Below are 19,028 nucleotides of genomic sequence, written 5' to 3'. Positions count from 1 at the left end.
GGCATGAATAACGATAAAATGACAAAAGCGATGGCGGGTATTGGATTAGCTTTGCCCAAAACGATGCAACAACGTTGTGACCCCAAGAAACGAATCGCTCGATTAAAATCGGGAGGCGGGAAAACAATGACCGAAACGGCTATTGTGAAAGGTCTAAAATGGTTGCAAACAACTCAAGACCCCGAAGGGTCATGGGGAGGAAAAGATAAGGATGAGAAAGGAAACCCAAAACCTTCAGATAAAAATGCGATGACCGGAATGGCTTTATTATGCTACCTCGGACACTGCGAATTGCAGGATTCTCCCGATTATGGGGAAACCGTTCAAAAAGCAATCAAGTTCATCACCTCCACCACCCCCGAACCCAAGATTGATCAAAGGGGGTCTTATTCTCATCCAATCCGCACTTATGCTCTGTGCGAAGCTTACACCATGACTAAGATCAAGAGACTCGAAGAGTTTGCGAAGAGAGCGACCATACATATTATCAATGGACAAAATGAAAATGGGGGTTGGGCTTACAGTTACGGAAAAGGCCCAGCGGCTCACACAGATTTATCTGTAGCGGGGTGGAATATCCAAGCTCTAAAAGCAGCTGCTTATACCGGAATTGAAATTAGCGGATTAGATGAGGCAATGGATAAGGCAATCAAATATGTTAAGGAATGTCAGGATAAAACAGGTAGATTTGCCTATCAAAGAGGCAAAACAGGTAAATCGAGTCTCACCGGAACTGGTATCCTCTCGCTTCAAATTTGGAAAAATGCGAAGTCAGAAGAAGCCAAAAAAGGGCTTGAATGGATTGTCCAAAATGAAGCAATTAAAAAAGATTGGAGTAGCATTAATGTTTACGGTTGGTACTACCATGCACAGGCTTGCTTTCAGGCAACCGGAATATCAGGAGGTTCCAAATTTTGGAAAGCCTGGAACAAAGATTTTCAGAAAACCGTTTGCTCTAACCAAGCGGACGACGGTCATTGGAAACATGGAGCCCACTTTCATGGAGATACTGAGATTTACCGTACAACCATGGCAATCCTAATGCTCGAAGTCTATTATCGCTACATGCCTACCACAAAGGTATAGCGATTATTGAGTTAATCCTAACTAATTTCACTCTCCCAACTTGCATAGTAAGGAGTTGCTGTATATATAAACTTTTATGAAAAGATTGTTCCTATCAACTCTCCTATTCTTTCACGCCTTCGGTTTCGCATTTGCCGAGAAAAAAGCGGAGAAGGAAATTACTATTTCAGGAAATGACACCATGCAATTTGATGTCAAAAATTTTAATGTTACCGCAGGGGAAAAAGTAAAAATTATTTTTAAAAATTCGGGTCAACTTCCGAAAATTGCGATGGGACACAACTTGGTACTCCTCAAAAAAGGTGTTTCCGCAATTGCTTTTGGTCAAAAAGCATTGGGTGCTGGTGCGAACGCAGTAAATCCCCTTCCCGATTCTCTCAAAGGTGATGTGATTGCCAGCACAAAATTATTAGGCCCCGGTGAACAAGATGTTGTTTCTTTCACTGCTCCCAAAGAAAAAGGTGCATATGAGTATGTTTGTACTTTCCCCGGTCACTTCGCGATGATGCGGGGTACTATGACAGTCAAATAACCGATACTTTCAGTTTTTTTAAGTTATTTGCCCATTATTGACTTCTTGACAATTTAGTCCAGGAACGAGATACCAAGGGTATGTCGATCGAACAAGAGAAAAAATTACTTAAAGATGCTGAAGCCAAAGGGCTTTACTCGTGCCTAGCAACATATACTAAACTTTCCGGGCCAGGATGGCTCCAAAGTGCAATAACACTTGGAGGTGGATCACTTGCATCCAGTTTATTCTTGGGAGTTTTAGCTGGATACTCACTGCTATGGCTCCAGCCTATCGCGATTATATTGGGTATCATCATGCTGTGTGCGATTAGTCATGTAACCCTTTCAACCGGACAAAGCCCATTTGTTTCGATTAATAACGAAATCAACCCTGTACTAGGTTGGGGGTGGGCAATCGCAACCATCCTGGCAAATATTGTCTGGTGTTTACCGCAATTTTCATTGGGAACTGCAGCAGTGACGCAAAACCTCTTCCCTATTCTTGATAACACAGGAGGGAAAGTGCTCGTAGTTTTATCCATCCTCATCACGGCATGCATAATCATCTGGGCTTACGATCGAGGAAGCAAAGGAGTTAAACTATTTGATTTAATTCTTAAAATCATGGTTGCACTCGTGGTTCTTTCCTTTTTTGGAGTAGTAATCAGCATGGGTGTTGCAGGCGAATTACCTTGGAACGAAATTGCGGCTGGCTTTATTCCAAACTTCTCGCTTTTTTATGAACCTGCGGAAGTCTACTCTCCTTTTCTAGAAGGGACTGGCGAATTTCGTTCCTTTTGGGAAAATAAAATCATAAATTTACAAAAAGATGTGATGATTGCAGCAGCTGCAACTGCAGTAGGAATCAACATGACATTCTTTATGCCTTTTGTTCTTCTTAGCCGAAAATGGGGAAGAGAACATAGAGGCCTTGCTAAATTTGATTTATGGACTGCCCTTCTTATTCCCTATGTGGTAGCAACCTCCTGCGTTGTGATTGCAGCCGGCACACAGTTTAACGGAAAACCAGAGTCTGCCTACGAAGATTATGAAAACAGAGTACTGCGCTCTAATTTGGCCAAGGGATATAATGCATTTATTACCGAAAGGCTCGAACTAGAATTAGGCGAAGAAAAATTTGCAAGCTTAGCTCCTGTTCAAAAAAAGGAACTGGGCTCAACCATCCCAGAATCCGACAAGCAAATTGCTGCGATGCTCGTAAAACGAGATGCCCGTGACTTGGCTGAATCCCTGAAATCATTAACGGCAAATGATACCTTGTCCCAAATTATTTTTGGAATCGGAGTAGTCGGTATGGCTCTGTCCACTATTATTATTCTAATGACAATCAATGGTCATGCGATCTGCGAAGTATTAGGAAAACCTCATAAGGGACCTGTATTTTTAGGAGGAGCATACATTGCCGGGATCGGAGTACTAGGTCCCTTTGTTTGGAGCGACGCTGCTTTTTGGCTCGCGGTTCCGACATCAATCCTCGGATTTACTCTAATACCTGTAGCGTATCTCAGTTTCTTTTTGTTGATTAACAGTAAAAAGGTATTAGGGAGAGAAAGACCCAAAGGATTAGGGCGAGTTATATGGAATATAGGCTTGATCCTGTCACTTGGTATTATGGGTACAGCCGCATTTTATGTTGCCTGGAATAAAAGTTGGGGGGATATACAATTTGGTCGAATTGCACTGATTGGCTTTGGTATCCTCCTTCTAATTGGACACTTTGGGCTCCAAAATAAAAAACTTCTTAAAAAAACGGAAGCGATGGATCTCAAGTTTCAACAATTAAAAAAGAAATTAGATTCTATTAAAACTAATTAGAATTAAAAAATTTACTCCTATCGAGAGGCAGGTTTTTGGGTTTCTAACGGTACCCATTTTCTCTGCTCACCGTTCGATCCAATTTTAGAGGCCAAAACCCAAGCTTCTCCAGTTGTGGTATCGAACTTGACCAGCCGTTTATATAAAAATGGTTTCGCATCTTCAGAATAATACTCAGCACTTACAATCTGGTATTTTCCACTCTTACTTGAAAGAGAAGCAAAGCTGGGCGGAGGTGGAATATTCATTGGTAAGCTTGGCCTTATGGAAGGCGAAAGTGCAGGTGGAGAAGATTGCCCCACTACATGAAAGTAAGTTCCGCACAATGCAATACAGGGCATAAGAATACATTTTAATAATTGTTTCATTCCTAATGTATCTAGAATTAAAGTAACAAACATTCAACCTTAGTTGTAAAATTTTTAAGCTTAGATGGGCTGACTGAAGCCGTAGGATGAATCAAGCGGCAGGCAATGAACCAAAAAAAGCCGTCGACCTTGCCCAAGTCGACGGCCAATTTTATAATTGAGCGTATCGCCCAATTAATCCGTGCTTACGATTAACATGAATGAAAACCCTAGCTAGATCAAAAGGAAAAGTTATCTTTTTAGTTTTTTTAGTATTAAAACTACTTCAATGTCAGGTACATTAAGGTTTAATAGAATAGTGCACCAATTAGGCTATATGGAGATAATACCAATTTAATAAGAGCGGAATAACTTAGCACTGCGGGGCAAAAACCACCTAAAGTAACCAAGTTATCTTCAATAGGAGTTAGAATATGGAAAGAGAATATCGAAATTGGCTCACTTAGTAGCAGGTACCTTGATCAAGAGTGTAGTTTATCCGTATGTATTCTGTAGAAATTTATTCTTCCTCTTCTTGAATAAAGACAACCGCTTGGTACCAAAGACCTTCTTCTTTGATTGGTCCCCCTAGGCATTGCCAACGAGCCGATGACCTGAAAATAAATCCTTCGGTATCTTTATATTCCTTTTGAATACTATCATTTACAACCTCACTTAATTCTTTTGCCGAAGATGCTTTAATTACTTTGTACTTCCTTTGAACTGTTATCATTTTATTGAGTTGTTTAATTTAGCCTCATTGACGAAAAAGTATTCATCATTGGTCTTACTCAAACATTTCTAAAAGTTGTCATTAGGATCAATCCTTTTTTTGAAAACAGGTTGGTTTTATATTGAATGCTAACAGTCGAAAAATTTAAGGTATTTTGTCGTTCTGACTAGACTATCATTGCAAAGATCGAACACGGGCGGCCCAAATCAATATGAATTTTGTAGGTTACACGGCAAATTGAACGAGTTCATTCTCATATATTGATTCCCAATTACGATACATTTATCATTTTTAACAAAAGAAATTTATCTATGTAAAACTGACCATTCCTGTTGATCAATACCTATTGAATCGAATAGCTTTTAGATCATAGTTTTAATAATTTGAATCCAAATCATACAAATCTACAAATAATCAAATATTGTCATTACTTTTGACCCAGAGAATTAATCTTCAATTAGACACATGAAAAAAACAAATCTATGGTAAGCAAAACTCCACCCAATAAAAAAACTGAGGTACTTTCTGAAAATGATGTTCAATCAATCAGCGACCTAAAAGATACTTTCTCTGCAATCAAAAACGAGCTTGGTAAAGTCATTATTGGGCAAGAAGATGCTATTGAACGGATCTTTCTTTGCATGCTTTCCAAGGGACATTCACTTCTTATGGGAGTGCCCGGTTTAGCCAAAACCCTTCTCGTTAATTCCATTGCCCAGGTAACTTCATTATCTTTTGGACGGATTCAATTTACTCCCGACCTTATGCCCTCTGATGTTACCGGCACCGAGATTCTACAAAATAAAAAAGAGGGAGAAGGAAGGGAATTTGCATTCATCAAGGGTCCCATTTTTGCCAATGTAATCCTCGCGGACGAGATTAACAGAACGCCCCCCAAGACTCAGTCTGCGTTACTGGAGGCAATGCAGGAGAAAAGAGTTACCGTTGCGGGAACCAATCATCAACTCCAAGAACCCTTCTTCGTTCTCGCCACCCAAAACCCAATCGAACAAGAAGGAACATACCCACTTCCCGAAGCCCAATTGGACCGTTTCATGTTTCTTATTCAAATGGATTACCCGACTAGAAATGAAGAAATAGCAATCGCCAAGCACACCACTATTGGGTCCCTACCCAAGCTTAAGAAGATCATTTCTGGTAAGAAACTCAAGGAATTCCAGCAACTTGTTGAGCGCGTCCCCGTACCCGATCATGTCCACGAACTGGCAGTCGACTTGGTTCGCAGAACGAGACCCAACTCCGATGAATCTCCAGCCTGGTTAAAGAAGTTGGTTCAATGGGGTGCCGGACCACGAGCCGTTCAGTATCTAGTAAAGGGAGCAAAGGCACGGGCCGTCCTCGAGGGCAATTATATGACCTCCATGGAGGATGTCGAAAAAGTGGCCAACCCCGTTCTTTCTCACCGGATTCTTACTAATTTCCATGCCCGTTCCGAAGGTATGAACAGTACAGAAGTAGTGGCCCGATTAATCGAAGACGCAAGAAAAGAACAAAGATAAAGGATGGGAAGACGCAAAAAGAGCTACTCTCATTACGTCGATCAAGATTCTCTCTCCCGGATTTCCGGAGAACCACTACTTACGCCCTTCTCCATGGAGGGAAGTATATCCGGACACCATCGAAGTCCCCATAAAGGATCCAGCGTAGAATTTGCAGAGTATCGGGAGTACACCGAGGGAGAGGATCCAAAAAGGATGGACTGGCGGGTGTTTGCCAGGACCGATCGTTATTATCTCAAGGAGTACGAAGCCGAAACAAACCTGAGAGCTCACTTTGCTCTCGACTGCAGCGGTTCGATGAATTTCGGGGATAGCATAAGCAAATTTGAATTTTCAAAAAAACTGCTAAGCACACTCGCATACCTTTATGTCGGTCAGGGAGATGCGGTGGGACTACACACTATCCGAGACCGAAAAACCCAGGTTTTACCCGCCAAAAGAAACCCTTCTCAAATTCAGGAAATCCTGGAAATTATTGGTCCCCTCAAACCAAAAGGCGAAACTCGCCTGGCTGCATCACTTCATGAGATTGCCGAGACCGTACGGATGCGTGCCACGATCTTCGTGGTTTCCGATATGCTTGATGAACCAGAAGAAATTATCGATGCTGTCCTCCATCTTCGAGACCGCAAGCACGAGGTAGTGCTCTTTCATGTATTCGATCCCCAGGAACTTAACTTTACCTTTGACCGACCCACCCGATTTGTGGACATGGAGGGAGGAGGTTCCCTTATTACCGAACCGACTGTTATCCGGGAGGAATATCTCGCCCGTTTAAACGCTCATGTCGATCAACTTGAAAAGGGTTGCCTGGAATCTCAGGCCCGCTATCACCAAGTTCACACGGACAGTCCAATGGTTACAGTAATTGATAATTTTTCGGCCCACCGTATTAGTGGCAAGACAGCATGACTTTCCTTCAACCAATTGCCCTCCTTGGGCTCTTATTGGCTTTAGCCCCGATAATCATTCATCTCCTGAATCTTCTCAGACACCGAACCGTGCCTTGGGCAGCCACCCGCTTCCTTTTCCAAGCCCGAAAGAGTTCTTCGCGTCTATCGAAACTGAAAAGATGGCTCATCCTTCTTGTAAGAGTACTGGCCTTAGCAGCCCTCGCTTTCATGATCGCTCGACCTATGACGGGAGGTGACTCCCTTTTCTCCCTTTCCAATGGCAGCCCGGAAGTACTTGTCCTAGTTCTCGACAGATCCGCGAGTATGGAAACAACTACGGATAAAGATTCCCTGACCAAAAGACAGAAAGCACTCGAAGCCTTTCAATCCTTCGCAAGACCATGGACAGAAAGCCGCCTTGTGGTTCTCGACTCCGCACTGGAGGAACCTTTTTTTATTGATCGTGCTGATTCCTTCAAAGACGAAGCCCTCCAGCGGTTTTTTGGACCGACCGATACAGCGGCCGATCTGCCCGGTACCCTCTCGAAGACCTTGGATTGGTTAAAGGAATCAGGAGTTGGAACAGCCGAGATTCTCGTAGTCTCCGACATGCAAAGCAGTAACTGGGAGCTTGAGCGGAATGCCGATATCATGAGAAAAATAAATCGGACACTTTCTGAAAAGAAGGATTTTTGGAAACTGACTTTTCTGAACATGGCAGACCCACCACCCTACAACTTCAGTGTGACAGTAGATCAAGTTAATCGAATGCCCAACAAGGTTGAACCAGTCTTGAACTTGCGGAAAAAAGGACGAGGAAAAGAGGAAGTTCGATTGACTACCCGAATGAATGGTAAATCCGATCTACTGGAAGTTGAATTGGTATCCCAAAGCGTACTGTGGCGCCCTACCTTTGACCTTAAAAATGAACCGGAGGAAGGATGGATTTCAATCCTCAGTCCAGACGATTTTTGCCAATCTGACAACATCTGCTATCTCACCTATGGCTCTACCGAACCACCGCAGGTTGCGGTACGGGCTTCCAATCCAAGAACCAGCCTAATTCTTCGTTCGGCATCTCAAACCGAACAAGGTGAACTCCCTGATCCTCTCCCCTTAAGCGGTTTCGGAGAGAAGGACTTACTTTCCAGAAAGATTCTCATTCATCAAGGGGAAATCAATTCGAAGGTGGAGACAGTACTCGAGGAATTTGTCATTAAGGGAGGAAGCCTTGTTCTTTTTCCACCCGAGGTAACAAGTTCGGATGGTTCCAAATTACTTTCCTGGAATTCCCTGGAGGAAAAGTTGGAAGATGAAATTTTTCAAGTCAGCAACTGGAGGGAAGATTCTGGACTCCTTACCAATTCATCGGACGGCAACCGGCTACCCCTCGACCGCCTTGCAATCAAAAGACGCAGAACTCCCCAACAAGGAGAGACCCTGGCCTACTATTCCGATGGCAAGCCTTTCCTCTCCTGTCTGACTCTCGGGAAAGGGATTGTCTATTTCTTTTCAACCCTTCCTCTAGATAGTTGGTCGAGTATGTCCGATGGCTATGTCCTCGTCCCTGCCCTACAGCGACTGATCGAGGAGTCCTCCTCCTCCAACTCCTTTATCCAATCGTGGTTCTGCGGAGAGAAGGAATCTAAAGAATCTATTTTATTTGAACCGATTGGAGATGCAAAAGACAAGGTTCCCTATCTCCATGCGGGAATCTACAGGGTTAATGGAAGGCTCACTGCGATCAACCGTCCCAAGAGCGAAAATGACACCTTATTCCTGACAGTAGAACAAATCCTCGAGAAACTCCCGAATATTTCCCCCCGCCTGTTAGAAGACGAGTCTTCCTCCGCTTCAAATGACCGGTCGGAAGCCTGGTCCTTTTTTCTGACCCTTTGCCTCATCCTGCTTTTGGGGGAGGCATTGTTAGGTCAACCGGCATTGGCCCATGAAAACAAGGCCATTTCGATCAATGCTTGAATTTTTGGACTGGCGACTTACTTGGGATTGGTTCGACCTTTTGCTCGTTCTATTTGTCTTGTCTCTCAGCATATTTCTGTCTTGGCGTACTTGGAATCGTTCTGGAAAAAAGAAAAGTATTCTGGCTCTTGAAATCTTTCGTTTCTTGATCGTGGCCCTGATCCTAATTACCCTGTTCAACCCTGAAAAAGTGAATAAACAGGAAAAGCAGGACCCTCCTGAAATCATCTGCCTGCTCGATGTATCGGAAAGTATGAGTACCCTCGACACCATAGACTCAAACGGTTCCATCGGATCACGGATTGAATGGGCACGCAAAGCCATTGATTCGAAATGGAGAAAAAGTCTCGAGCAGAACGCAACCGTAACCCTAACCCCATTTTCATCCGGAGAAGGTACCGGTGCTACTGATCTCGCCCTCGCACTTGAAGAATCCTTAGAAGACGGTGATCACCTTAAGGCGATTCTTTTTCTTTCGGATGGAGACTCAAATACCGGGCCCTCCATTCTTTCGTTGGCCGGAAAATGCCGGGCGGCTTCGGTTCCGGTATACAGTATACAAATCGGTGCTCCCAAACCGCTACCCGATCTTTCACTTGATGATGCATTTGCCCCCTCCTTTGCCTTGCAGGATGAAAAAATTACCATTAATTATCGAGTCAGCAACACCTTCGAAAATCGACGTGAAACAATCCTCAGGCTGTTCGCAAACGACAAACTAGTAACTCAGAAACCCTTGCTAATCCGTGCTTCCGAAGACACCGCCGGGAGCATTTCGTGGATGCCTCCAAACGAAGGAAATTATGAGCTAAAAGTCTCAGTGCAAGAGGTTCAAGGTGAAAGCTTACCGGGAAATAACGAAAGGATACTTTCCACTCGGGTTGAAAACAAGATAATCAAAGCTCTTATCGTAGATTCTTTCCCCCGTTGGGAATATCGTTTTTTACGCAACGCTCTGGACAGGGATCCAGGGATTGACATGAAATGCGTTCTTTTTCATCCCGGTATTGCCCCGGGAGAAGGAAAGGGATATCTCCCCGGTTTCCCGAACACCAAAGATGAACTCGCTTCATTCGATGTCGTTTTTCTCGGCGATGTGGGACTGGGTGAAAACGAACTTAGCGAGGAACAATGTCAAAACCTGGACGAACTCATTCGTCTACAAGCTTCCGGATTGGTTTTCCTTCCTGGGCGCAGAGGAAGGCAATTGACCCTCACTAATTCTCCGATATCCGATCTTTTGCCCATCGTGTACGACCCTCAAAAACCCACTGGTCTCGGAACCTCGAACCAATCGAAGTTGGAGCTGACGGCACGCGGCAAAGATCACTGGCTAACCAACCTCCGAGGAGCTGGAGAACCGGACCGGCAATTTTGGGATAGACTTCCCGGGTTTCATTGGTCTGCCATAGTAAGTAAAAGTAGACCAGGCTCCGAGGTGTTGGCCGTTCATTCCAATTTCCGTAACGACTGGGGACGTATGCCCACCCTGGCCATCCGCTATGCCGGAGCCGGAAAAACTCTCTTTCTCGGCAGTGACGGAGCGTGGCGATGGAGACGGGGAGTCGAAGACAAATACCACTACCGTTTCTGGAGCCAAGTCGTACGTTGGATGGCCCACGGGAGATATTTGGCAGAAAAAGAAGGCATTCGTTTGATCCCCGATCCGGAGAGGCCAAAGTCCGGAGAAAATGTTTTTGTCCGCTGTATTGTCTTGGATAAAGCCGGTTTTCCTTTGGAGGATGGTGAGGTAGACGGTGTAATTATTCATCCGAGGGGACAAAGAGAAAGCCTTCGCTTCACAGCTGACGAAGAAGGACCGGGCGTATATCTCACCTCCTTCAAGGCCCGGGAACCAGGAGATCTTCGCATGGAGGTCAAGACTTTCCCTGCAGAAAGAGAGTTAGGCATGACCCTTAAAGTTGAAAGGCAAATGAAAGAGAAACTAGGTCAACCGGTAGTCTCACGCGACTTACTCCAGCTAGCCCGATTAACGGGAGGGAAATCTGTAAACTATCAAGAGTATGAGGAGGTAACCCAAGCACTTTCCTTTCTTCCCGCCCCCCAAGCCGTAATTCAAATCCATAGGCTTCGTACCGATACCGCGTGGGGACTTTTTCTCTTTGGATTACTAGTAATTTACTGGACGGGGCGCAAACTGGCAGGGATGATTTAACAAGATGAATGAATTGAACCGACAAAGTAGAGAATTACCTCAAGCAATGAGAGATGACTCCCTGCCCTCATCCCTGATTGAATCTCTTACCAACCTGAAAAAGCTCTCCCGTAAAATCTTTTCGATCAAGTTCGGATCTCTTTTACTGGTTTCTCTCTGCATATCCTGGTTGGGTCTTTTTATTTCAGACCGGTTATGGGATACCCCCATTGGGGTTCGATTACTAGTAAGTTGTTCGGGATGGCTTGGGGCGATTTTATTCGCCTGGATGATCCGTAGAAATGCCTTTTTGAAATCCACTTCCCCCCAATGGCTCGCGAGGCAAGTGAGAGCGAAGTTCGGTGGACCGGGCGATCGTTTTTTAGGGATCATTGAATTGGCGGAAAAAAGGAATACAGATTCCCCCCACTATTCCGAATCTCTTTATAAAGCCGCCCTTCAACGGGTCGAAAAAGAGATCTCGCACCTATCCCTTTCGGAGACCTTTGACCGACAGCCAGTTAGACGTGCCGGCGTTGCGGCAATACTTTGCCTGTTCGCCACACTCGCCTGCTTCTATACTTACCCCGGACTAGCCCTAAACGCCTCAATGCGATGGGCCTCTCCCTGGTCAAACCTCCAGCGTAAGACCCTCACTCGATTTTCCGAGGTTCCCTCAACTCTTTATATCGCAAAAGGTGAAACAAGCACCCTTCGGCTTACCTTGGCCGATGATTCAGAAAAAAAACCCGAGGAAATTCAACTGAATGGTGCCAATGCTCTTATCCTCAAGGCCGACAGGAAGGATAATCTTTATAAATTCCTCATACCGGGCCAGCAAAAAACGAGGAGATTAAAACTCACGGCCGGAGACTACAGAGGTGAAATAACCTTGGTTCCTCTTGCACGGCCAAGCATAGTAGTATCCCAGGCAACAGTTTCTTATCCTCAATACCTCGCCCTCTCCGATTATAGAACCGATGCATTTACGAAATTAGTCTCCTTCCCCATTGGTTCCGATTTGATTATCAAAGGTCAAACGGACCGGGAACTCTCGAATGTCACTGCTTCCTCCGACACCGGTCCGCTTGACTCGGAAAAAAGTAAGGATTCGTTCCTCATTCGATTGAACGATGTGGAGGAGGACCAATCGGTGGAAATTGGCTTCATTGATCAGTTTGGTCTCAAACCAAAACAAAATCACTTCATTGATTTACTTGCTCTGCCAGATGCTCCTCCAACCGTTAATATCAGTAAATTACCACCCGAATCTTCCATCCTCCTGTTCGAGACCAAGACCCTGGAGATCATGGCAAAGGACGACTTCGGGGTAGCCGAGAGTCGCCTAAAAATGAAAGCCATCCGTGGGAATGACCTCCTCATCGAAAGCACACTTTATGTCCAAACTGAAAAAGAAAGTAACCTTACCGTAACCAACTTTAATTTCCCCTTCGATCCAAGACTCTTTACACTCCAAGACGGAGATATCGCAGAATTCAGTGCGCAAGTCCTCGACCGGATGCCAGGTCGGGAATTGAGCTCGTCCCGAACAGTAAGGTTTTTCGTCGTAGGTCCCGAAAAGCATGCCCAACTCATTCGGGAAAATATGGAGGCAATTATTTCACGCACTTCCGAAATTGCTCGTGAACAGGAAAGCCTACTGATGGAAACAATCGAAATCGAAGAGTTGGTGGAAGACAGTAAAGAATCATTCGATCCGAAGACGGAGCAAAAACTTTCAAAATTAGCCGACATGCAAAGAACGAATTCACGCAACCTAAGAAATAATGCGGAAGAAGGAATGAAGGTGCTAGAGGAGGCAGCAAGAAATCCGGTCTTTGATCAGGAAGCCCTGGAGGATTTTGGAGAAACTCTTGAAAAGATGAAAGGCGTCGCCTCCACTAAGATGAGTCCCGCCAGTTCAAAAATGAACCTGGCCCAAGTATCCAATCCCTCCTCGGCCTCGGAATCACTCGCCGAAGCCGAACAACTCGAACGCGAAGCGATTAGCGAACTTCAGGAAATACTGGCTGACAGTTCGGAACAACTCGACAGGCTCGAAGCACTCAATTTTGCCCAACGCCTTCGAAAGGTGGAACAGACCGAAAAGAACTTGACCAAGGGAATACTCAAAATTCTACCCGCATCCATTGGAGCAAATATTGAACTACTAACACCAAAGGTTTCAAAAGAAAAAGACCGGATGGAAATGCTCCAATTCGATACCCATTTGGAAGCGGGAGAAATTCAAAAGGAAATTAGCCGGTTTCATGAAAGAACGGGCACAGAGGTTTATGGAGAAGTAAGCAAACTGATGGAGAAAGAAAAGACAGAAGAAATTAGCCGGTTTCATGAAAGAACGGGCACGGAGGTTTATGGAGAAGTAAGCAAACTGATGGACAAAGAAAAGACAGAAAGTGGATTACTGATGGTCTCGCACAAAATTGAACGCAATGTAGCTTTCGAGGCTATGGACGCCCTCGAATTATGGGAAGAGAAATTCAAAGTGTGGGCAGACATGCTCGATGCACAAATCTCTCCGTCGGGGAGCGGCTCGGGGCAAGGCCAAGGAGAGGGAATGGGAAAAGAAATCACAGAACAAATCCTCGCTCTTTTGAGAATCCGCGATGGTCAAGGAGATATTATTAAGAAGACTCAAGTCGTTGACAGCGGTAACTTTAAAGCAAAGCGTGAAAACTGGACAAATACCCTCAACGATCAACAGCTAGAACTCATGCTTGATCTGACCGATGTTCAAATCGAGCTCGCCGAGGAAAGTCTCAATCCCCTATTTGACGATACCCATACCGCAATGTCCGAATCGGCTATCGGGTTAAAAAAAGGCGAAGCAGGAGAAATAACACAAAAAGCCCAAACTCAATCCAAGGAGATCATAACCGACCTAATCAACCTAATTTTGGAGACGAACAACTCCCCACAATCGAGTACTCAGGGACTCAGCATAACGGCGATGCAGTTCCTAATGCAGCAACTAGGACAGGGAGGTGAAGGAAAAGCCCCGGTCATGACGGCCGGAAAATCAGGAGGAGGTTCGAACCAAGGAGGAACGAGTGACCGCGAACTTGGTGAAAACGCAGGTGAAGTCCTAAACTTACCTAAAGACTCCCGGAAATCTAAGAAAAGCGGTGGGATGTCCCAATCCCCTCCCCCTGAGTTCAAAAAAATTATGGAAAATTATTTTAGGAGTATAGAAGAATGAAGAGAAAACTTTCGCTTTTACTACTCATTTATTCCTCGCTGTTCTGCCCACTGGTCGGACAGGACCTTTTCGAACAATCAAATGATTTACTCGTTCGAGAGATTGACGAAACATACCGAAAAGGTCTTGAGTTTCTAGCCGAAAGCCAAGAAGAGAGAGGTTACTGGACGGACAGTTCCTATGGTTCCCAACCAGGAGTGGTAGGAATGGCGATCCTCGCCTTTCTAGCCCGCGGTGATGATCCGGAGTTTGGACCCTACCGCATTCATGTCAAAAGAGCCATGGATGCCCTACTCAAAGATCAGAATCAGAAAACTGGTTACATAGGCAACTCCATGTATAATCACGGATTTGCCACTCTTGCATTGGCGGAAGCTTATGGGCTCACCAATGATCTCAGGCTTGGACCTGCTCTCGAAAAAGCGACCAAGTTAATCATTTCCTCTCAAAAATCTAACTCAAAAGGAGGCTGGAGATACAGTCCTGAAAGCCAGGATGCAGACACTACCGTTTCGGGTGCTCAGTTGGTAGCTTTATTTGCGGCCCGAAATGCAGGAATAAAAGTACCCGAAGAGTCCATTGATAAGGGGAAGGCCTTCCTGCTCTCCTGTCAGGATTCAAACGGTGGCTTTGGATACACGACTGCAAGTGGGGCCAATCTGCCCCGATCAGCCATTGGCTCACTCATTTTATCCTTGGCCAAGGACACCAATACGGATGCATACCGCAATTCGGTCGATTACCTCAAGAAAAATTCACCGTTCGGGGACCAGGGTCACAAATACTACAGCCTTTATTACACCTCACAAGCAATGTTCAGGGCGAGCCCATCCATGTGGAACTCATGGAATTCTCAAAACTTCAAACTGCTTCAGTCCACACAAACAGAGAACGGTTCATGGAATGGGAATTACGGAAAGACATTCGCCACTACCGCAGCACTTCTTTCCCTCGCCTTGAATTATCGCTATCTTCCCATTTACGAAAGATGAACCTGCAGATCACTCCTTTTTTAATTTTTTGTTTTTGGATTGGAATCGTTCAATTATTTGCACTCGACCCAGTTACCTCGGACCACTTCCTTTTACCTACTGACTCCAATCAAACAGAACAAAAAAAGATCAATCGAATTGGAGAAGAAAAAATTCGCCTCTCTGATGATTCCGAGCTCACTGGATATTTAATTAGACTCGATGCCGAGCAAAATTTATTTTGGCAAAATAAATCAATTTCGGGAGAAATTAATTTTGATTATAAATCAGTTTCAAACATTTTTTTTAATCGGTCTAGTCCTCCTAAAAAAGTGATATCCAAAAAAGAAAAGGCACTACGGTTATACTTCAAAAACGGAGATAAGTTGAAATGTAATTTTATTGAATTAACCAAAAATCACCTGCTAGTAGAGACGGGGTTCTCCGATCCGATCAAGGCCCCAATTGATGCTATTCAAAAATTGGAATTTCTTCCCACTACCCATGAATCTCTTTTCGATCCTTCAATGGGAATGGAAAAATGGAAGAAAAGTAATAGTAAATCATGGTCCTATGAAGATGGGGATTTTGTATCCATATTTTCAGGTAGTACCGGCAAGTCACTACCCAGAAAAGATGTCATCGAAATCGAATTTGATGCGGAATGGGAACGGTCTTTTTATCTAGCCTTAAGAATTTTTTCCGATTCTGATGGGTCAAGTTATGGAAATGTTGGCTACCATCTCTCTTTTTCAAATAACAGGATTAATCTACAGGCAAACAAGAGGATAAAAGGCCGAATAATCAGAGAAACGTTAGGCTCATTAATAGTCCAGGAAATGATTAATCAAAAGAAAGTAAACATTTCATTACTGGCACACCGTGGAAAAAAAGAATTTATCATTTTCATCAATGGGAAACAGGTGGCCCATTGGAAGGATTCAACTGAAGATTTCCAACCCGATGGAGATGGGATTCTTTTTATCAATCAGGGTGGAAATTCATATATCCGGCTAAAGGAAGTAAATATTGCCGGTTGGAATGGTTCCTTTTTCCCTTCAAAGGAAAAGGAGATGCCTGCTCCCAAAAATTCAAATTATATTGTCTTCACGAACGGTGACTCCACGATTTTGAATTCAATTTCAGGAGAAGAAAATGCCTTTTCTCTCGGTACAAAAAGAGGGGTATTCAGTCTTCCCTTAAGCCGTGTTCAAAGTGTTCATTTCAATAAGGAATCTCTCCTGCCCCAAGCCGAAAAATCGAAAGAGCAAATTTTGCTTACTCAATCTCTCGGTCAGATAAGTTGTAATATTTTATCCATTTCAAAGGAGACTTTACATGCTGTTCATCCAGATTTTGGAAAATTCAAGATTTCTCTGGATACTGTTCAACAAATGAAATGTAATCAACATTTACTTAGACTGCGTAACTACTTAGGTAAAATTGATGAAGCCCAAAAAGCCCTCAATAAACAAAACCCGGAACTGGCCCTTTCCATTCTGGATTCCCAACCCAAAGACTTACGATCCTGGTATTGGTCAAGACTTTCGTTTCTCGCCAAATGCATGCAGTCCAAAGAAATCCTAAGTTTTTCCCCACATCCAGAGAAAGGGCTTTTTTCCGCATCCTTCGCAGGTAATGAAGATACGGTTCTTACTCTGTGTAAAGAAGGAGAATATGCCTTGTGGAGCGGGCATGCAAAGTTGGCTTCAGGTTCTTTCTCCGATCCCGCGAAATTCCCCAATGAAGTGGGTCGTTTTTCCAATGAGGCACAACGCGCCGTTACTCTCTCGAATCCCTACTGGATCGGGCAAACAGAAATCACTCAGGAACAATACGAAATTGTCACATCTAAAAATCCAAGTCTCGACAAAAATAGTTCATTCCCCGTGGTATGTTCATGGTTCGACGCACAAAAATTTTGCAAAGAATTAAATAAACAACAAAAACCGCCCACGGGGTATATTTGGAGATTGCCCACAGAGACCGAGTGGGAACATGCCTGCCGTGCCGGCAGCGATGGCCCCTACTGTGAAAGTATAGTAGGACCAATGAACCACGATGTGGAACTCAGTGAAAAACACCTTGATCAATACGGCTGGTTTGCCGGTAATTCCGGAAATAAGATTCATCCAGTTAAACAAAAGCTTCCAAATTCACTTGGACTTTATGACATGCATGGAAATGTTTGGGAATGGTGTCTCGACTCAACACAGAGTGAAAAGGTAAATATGCTTGAACAACGAGTTTCGGGGGAAATTAATCCTTTCTCTACCACCGGAAATTGGAAAACCTTACGCGGCGGTTGTTACGATGTAAAGGCTGACCGTTGTCGTTCAGCTTATCGGGGAGCGAATGCACCTTCAATTGTACAGGGTGACCGTGGATTCCGTATCGTTCTAGGTCCGATTCTTAATTACGAAGGAAATTCAACCAGAAATGAATTTTCCAATAAGACTATAGGCTTCGATCAATTCAAACTTACTCTTCTCCCTATTTTACCAAAAACTTTTTTGATGGGAAGTCCGGGTATGCTATCCTCACCCAAGGCAATCACCCGGGCATTTGGAAATGAATTCATTACCGGTTCGAGTGATGGAGTAGTAGGAATTACCGATTTTTCAGGTCGACCGTTGGAGCAAATTGCCGACCTCAATTCATCGATTACCAGTATTGATGCAACCACAGATAAGCAGTGGATCCTTGCGGGGTGTGCAAATGGAGAGGTGTACTTGTTTGATGGAAAATCACTGAAATTAAAACATAAGCTCACGCAGCATACCTTCGCGGTAACCAGTTCGGTATTTGCTCCGAACGGTCGGAGTTTTTCGACTTCTGGGTTGGATGGTAAATTGCATACTTACCGCCTGCCCAAAGCAGATAAAAAATGGTCGGTCTACGGAACCGATCACAATACCAGTTTCGATTTCCTCGAATACAATTCTGATGGGTCGAGAATTCTGACATCCGGGTTGGGCGTGCTTCCCAAATTATTTAATGCTCATAACGGAAAGGAAATTAAGTTAAACCCATTTCCGTATATTGGATGCGTGAAAAGCCGATTTTTTCCGAATGAGGAATCTTTTGTCTCTGTCACGCAATCGGGAATGTTGCTGTTTACCGAAACTAGCCGCGGACTGGTTTATCAGATTGTAAAATTAAACCTGAAAAACATTATTGATTTTTCATTCTCCCCCTATGGAAAAAGAATCATTTTCTCGACAAGTGAAGGAATTTGTTCAGTTAGAAAGACTCCCATCATTAATAATATTTGTATTCAGGACGAAACGAAAGGATTCAAACAATCTCCCGATTTCTTCTTTGCTTTAGCCGATAAAACTGAGCCCTATTCAAAACAACTGCCAGACTTCCTCACAGATCTTGACGCTCCTGTTGAACCTGACTTTTCAAAAAAAGGATATCGACTTTCCCCCGATAAAAAGCTCGTACTGACAACACTTGATGGAGCCCTGCGATTGTGGTGTTTTGAAACGGGTCAGTGGATCTCTACTCTTGGAGATCAACTTATTTCTCCGTTTGTTGATTGCGCATTTTCACCCGACGGAAGCCTTATCGTAGCAAAGCTTAAAACGAATGAATTGCTCATTTATCCTACCACTATTCCTCCTGCTTTGAGTAGTCCTGAATATAAAGTATTTAACCAAGTCGAATCTTGGTTTGATTAACTTCATAAAATCGAAAATTTATTTTAAGGTTGTATCGAGATTTGCAAGTGATACCTATTAATCATTGCCCAATCTTTGCTCAAATAAT

12 protein-coding genes are annotated in these 19,028 nt (G+C 44.0%); 10 read left to right on the top strand and 2 right to left on the bottom strand.

Annotated elements, in window-relative coordinates:
- The 3 genes from ACKPQ5_RS09570 to ACKPQ5_RS09560 all read left to right on the top strand — a co-directional run.
- The coding region (locus ACKPQ5_RS09570) for a prenyltransferase/squalene oxidase repeat-containing protein (protein ID WP_407678882.1) at window positions 1-1,086 on the top strand (1,086 nt) is incomplete at its 5' end.
- A 76-nt stretch (window positions 1,087-1,162) separates the two neighbouring features.
- Complete coding sequence (locus ACKPQ5_RS09565; RefSeq protein ID WP_407678881.1) at window positions 1,163-1,618, top strand: plastocyanin/azurin family copper-binding protein; 456 nt, start codon at window positions 1,163-1,165, stop codon at window positions 1,616-1,618.
- An 80-nt stretch (window positions 1,619-1,698) separates the two neighbouring features.
- A complete protein-coding gene (locus tag ACKPQ5_RS09560) occupies window positions 1,699-3,435 on the top strand; it encodes a divalent metal cation transporter (RefSeq protein WP_407678880.1) in 1,737 nt (578 codons plus the stop codon).
- Between the two features lie 17 nt (window positions 3,436-3,452).
- Here ACKPQ5_RS09560 and ACKPQ5_RS09555 read toward each other — a convergent pair whose 3' ends face one another.
- A complete protein-coding gene (locus ACKPQ5_RS09555; protein ID WP_407678879.1) occupies window positions 3,453-3,803 on the bottom strand; it encodes a hypothetical protein in 351 nt (116 codons plus the stop codon).
- A 499-nt stretch (window positions 3,804-4,302) separates the two neighbouring features.
- Window positions 4,303-4,515: a hypothetical protein gene (locus tag ACKPQ5_RS09550; RefSeq protein ID WP_407678878.1), complete on the bottom strand. Its 213-nt coding sequence runs from the start codon at window positions 4,513-4,515 to the stop codon at window positions 4,303-4,305.
- A gap of 482 nt (window positions 4,516-4,997) precedes the next feature.
- Here ACKPQ5_RS09550 and ACKPQ5_RS09545 point away from each other — a divergent pair, with 482 nt between their 5' ends.
- The 7 genes from ACKPQ5_RS09545 to ACKPQ5_RS09515 are packed head-to-tail and all read left to right on the top strand — an operon-like array spanning window position 4,998 to window position 18,940.
- A complete protein-coding gene (locus tag ACKPQ5_RS09545) occupies window positions 4,998-6,035 on the top strand; it encodes an AAA family ATPase (RefSeq protein ID WP_407678877.1) in 1,038 nt (345 codons plus the stop codon).
- A gap of 3 nt (window positions 6,036-6,038) precedes the next feature.
- Window positions 6,039-6,947, top strand: coding sequence for a DUF58 domain-containing protein (locus tag ACKPQ5_RS09540; RefSeq protein ID WP_407678876.1), 909 nt, complete (start codon window positions 6,039-6,041; stop codon window positions 6,945-6,947).
- Window positions 6,944-8,908, top strand: a complete 1,965-nt coding sequence (locus ACKPQ5_RS09535) for a BatA domain-containing protein (RefSeq protein WP_407678875.1) — start codon at window positions 6,944-6,946, stop codon at window positions 8,906-8,908. Before ACKPQ5_RS09540 ends, ACKPQ5_RS09535 begins: the two co-directional genes overlap by 4 nt.
- Window positions 8,877-11,084: a CARDB domain-containing protein gene (locus tag ACKPQ5_RS09530; protein WP_407678874.1), complete on the top strand. Its 2,208-nt coding sequence runs from the start codon at window positions 8,877-8,879 to the stop codon at window positions 11,082-11,084. Before ACKPQ5_RS09535 ends, ACKPQ5_RS09530 begins: the two co-directional genes overlap by 32 nt.
- A 4-nt stretch (window positions 11,085-11,088) precedes the next feature.
- Window positions 11,089-14,283 (top strand): hypothetical protein, encoded by a 3,195-nt coding sequence (locus ACKPQ5_RS09525; RefSeq protein WP_407678873.1) that lies wholly within the window; start codon window positions 11,089-11,091, stop codon window positions 14,281-14,283.
- Complete coding sequence (locus tag ACKPQ5_RS09520; RefSeq protein WP_407678872.1) at window positions 14,280-15,275, top strand: prenyltransferase/squalene oxidase repeat-containing protein; 996 nt, start codon at window positions 14,280-14,282, stop codon at window positions 15,273-15,275. The genes ACKPQ5_RS09525 and ACKPQ5_RS09520 overlap by 4 nt, the downstream gene beginning before the upstream one ends.
- Window positions 15,182-18,940 carry an SUMF1/EgtB/PvdO family nonheme iron enzyme gene (locus ACKPQ5_RS09515; protein WP_407678871.1) on the top strand — a complete coding sequence of 1,253 codons (3,759 nt, stop codon included), beginning with the start codon at window positions 15,182-15,184 and terminating at the stop codon, window positions 18,938-18,940. The genes ACKPQ5_RS09520 and ACKPQ5_RS09515 overlap by 94 nt, the downstream gene beginning before the upstream one ends.
- Window positions 18,941-19,028 lie beyond the last annotated feature (88 nt).

This window comes from Candidatus Seribacter sulfatis (assembly GCF_964187635.1).
Classification (GTDB): Bacteria; Verrucomicrobiota; Verrucomicrobiia; order Opitutales; family Seribacteraceae; genus Seribacter; species Seribacter sulfatis.
Note: the sequence above shows the minus strand (reverse complement) of the source record. Positions and strands in the feature narration are given on the sequence as shown.

Bases quoted from the DNA above. Each gene is read 5' to 3' on its own strand.
- ACKPQ5_RS09565 (WP_407678881.1), top strand. From the start codon at position 1,163: ATGAAAAGATTGTTCCTATCAACTCTCCTATTCTTTCACGCCTTCGGT.
- ACKPQ5_RS09560 (WP_407678880.1), top strand. From the start codon at position 1,699: ATGTCGATCGAACAAGAGAAAAAATTACTTAAAGATGCTGAAGCCAAA.
- ACKPQ5_RS09555 (WP_407678879.1), bottom strand. From the start codon at position 3,803: ATGAAACAATTATTAAAATGTATTCTTATGCCCTGTATTGCATTGTGC.
- ACKPQ5_RS09550 (WP_407678878.1), bottom strand. From the start codon at position 4,515: ATGATAACAGTTCAAAGGAAGTACAAAGTAATTAAAGCATCTTCGGCA.
- ACKPQ5_RS09545 (WP_407678877.1), top strand. From the start codon at position 4,998: ATGGTAAGCAAAACTCCACCCAATAAAAAAACTGAGGTACTTTCTGAA.
- ACKPQ5_RS09540 (WP_407678876.1), top strand. From the start codon at position 6,039: ATGGGAAGACGCAAAAAGAGCTACTCTCATTACGTCGATCAAGATTCT.
- ACKPQ5_RS09535 (WP_407678875.1), top strand. From the start codon at position 6,944: ATGACTTTCCTTCAACCAATTGCCCTCCTTGGGCTCTTATTGGCTTTA.
- ACKPQ5_RS09530 (WP_407678874.1), top strand. From the start codon at position 8,877: ATGAAAACAAGGCCATTTCGATCAATGCTTGAATTTTTGGACTGGCGA.
- ACKPQ5_RS09525 (WP_407678873.1), top strand. From the start codon at position 11,089: ATGAATGAATTGAACCGACAAAGTAGAGAATTACCTCAAGCAATGAGA.
- ACKPQ5_RS09520 (WP_407678872.1), top strand. From the start codon at position 14,280: ATGAAGAGAAAACTTTCGCTTTTACTACTCATTTATTCCTCGCTGTTC.
- ACKPQ5_RS09515 (WP_407678871.1), top strand. From the start codon at position 15,182: ATGGAATGGGAATTACGGAAAGACATTCGCCACTACCGCAGCACTTCT.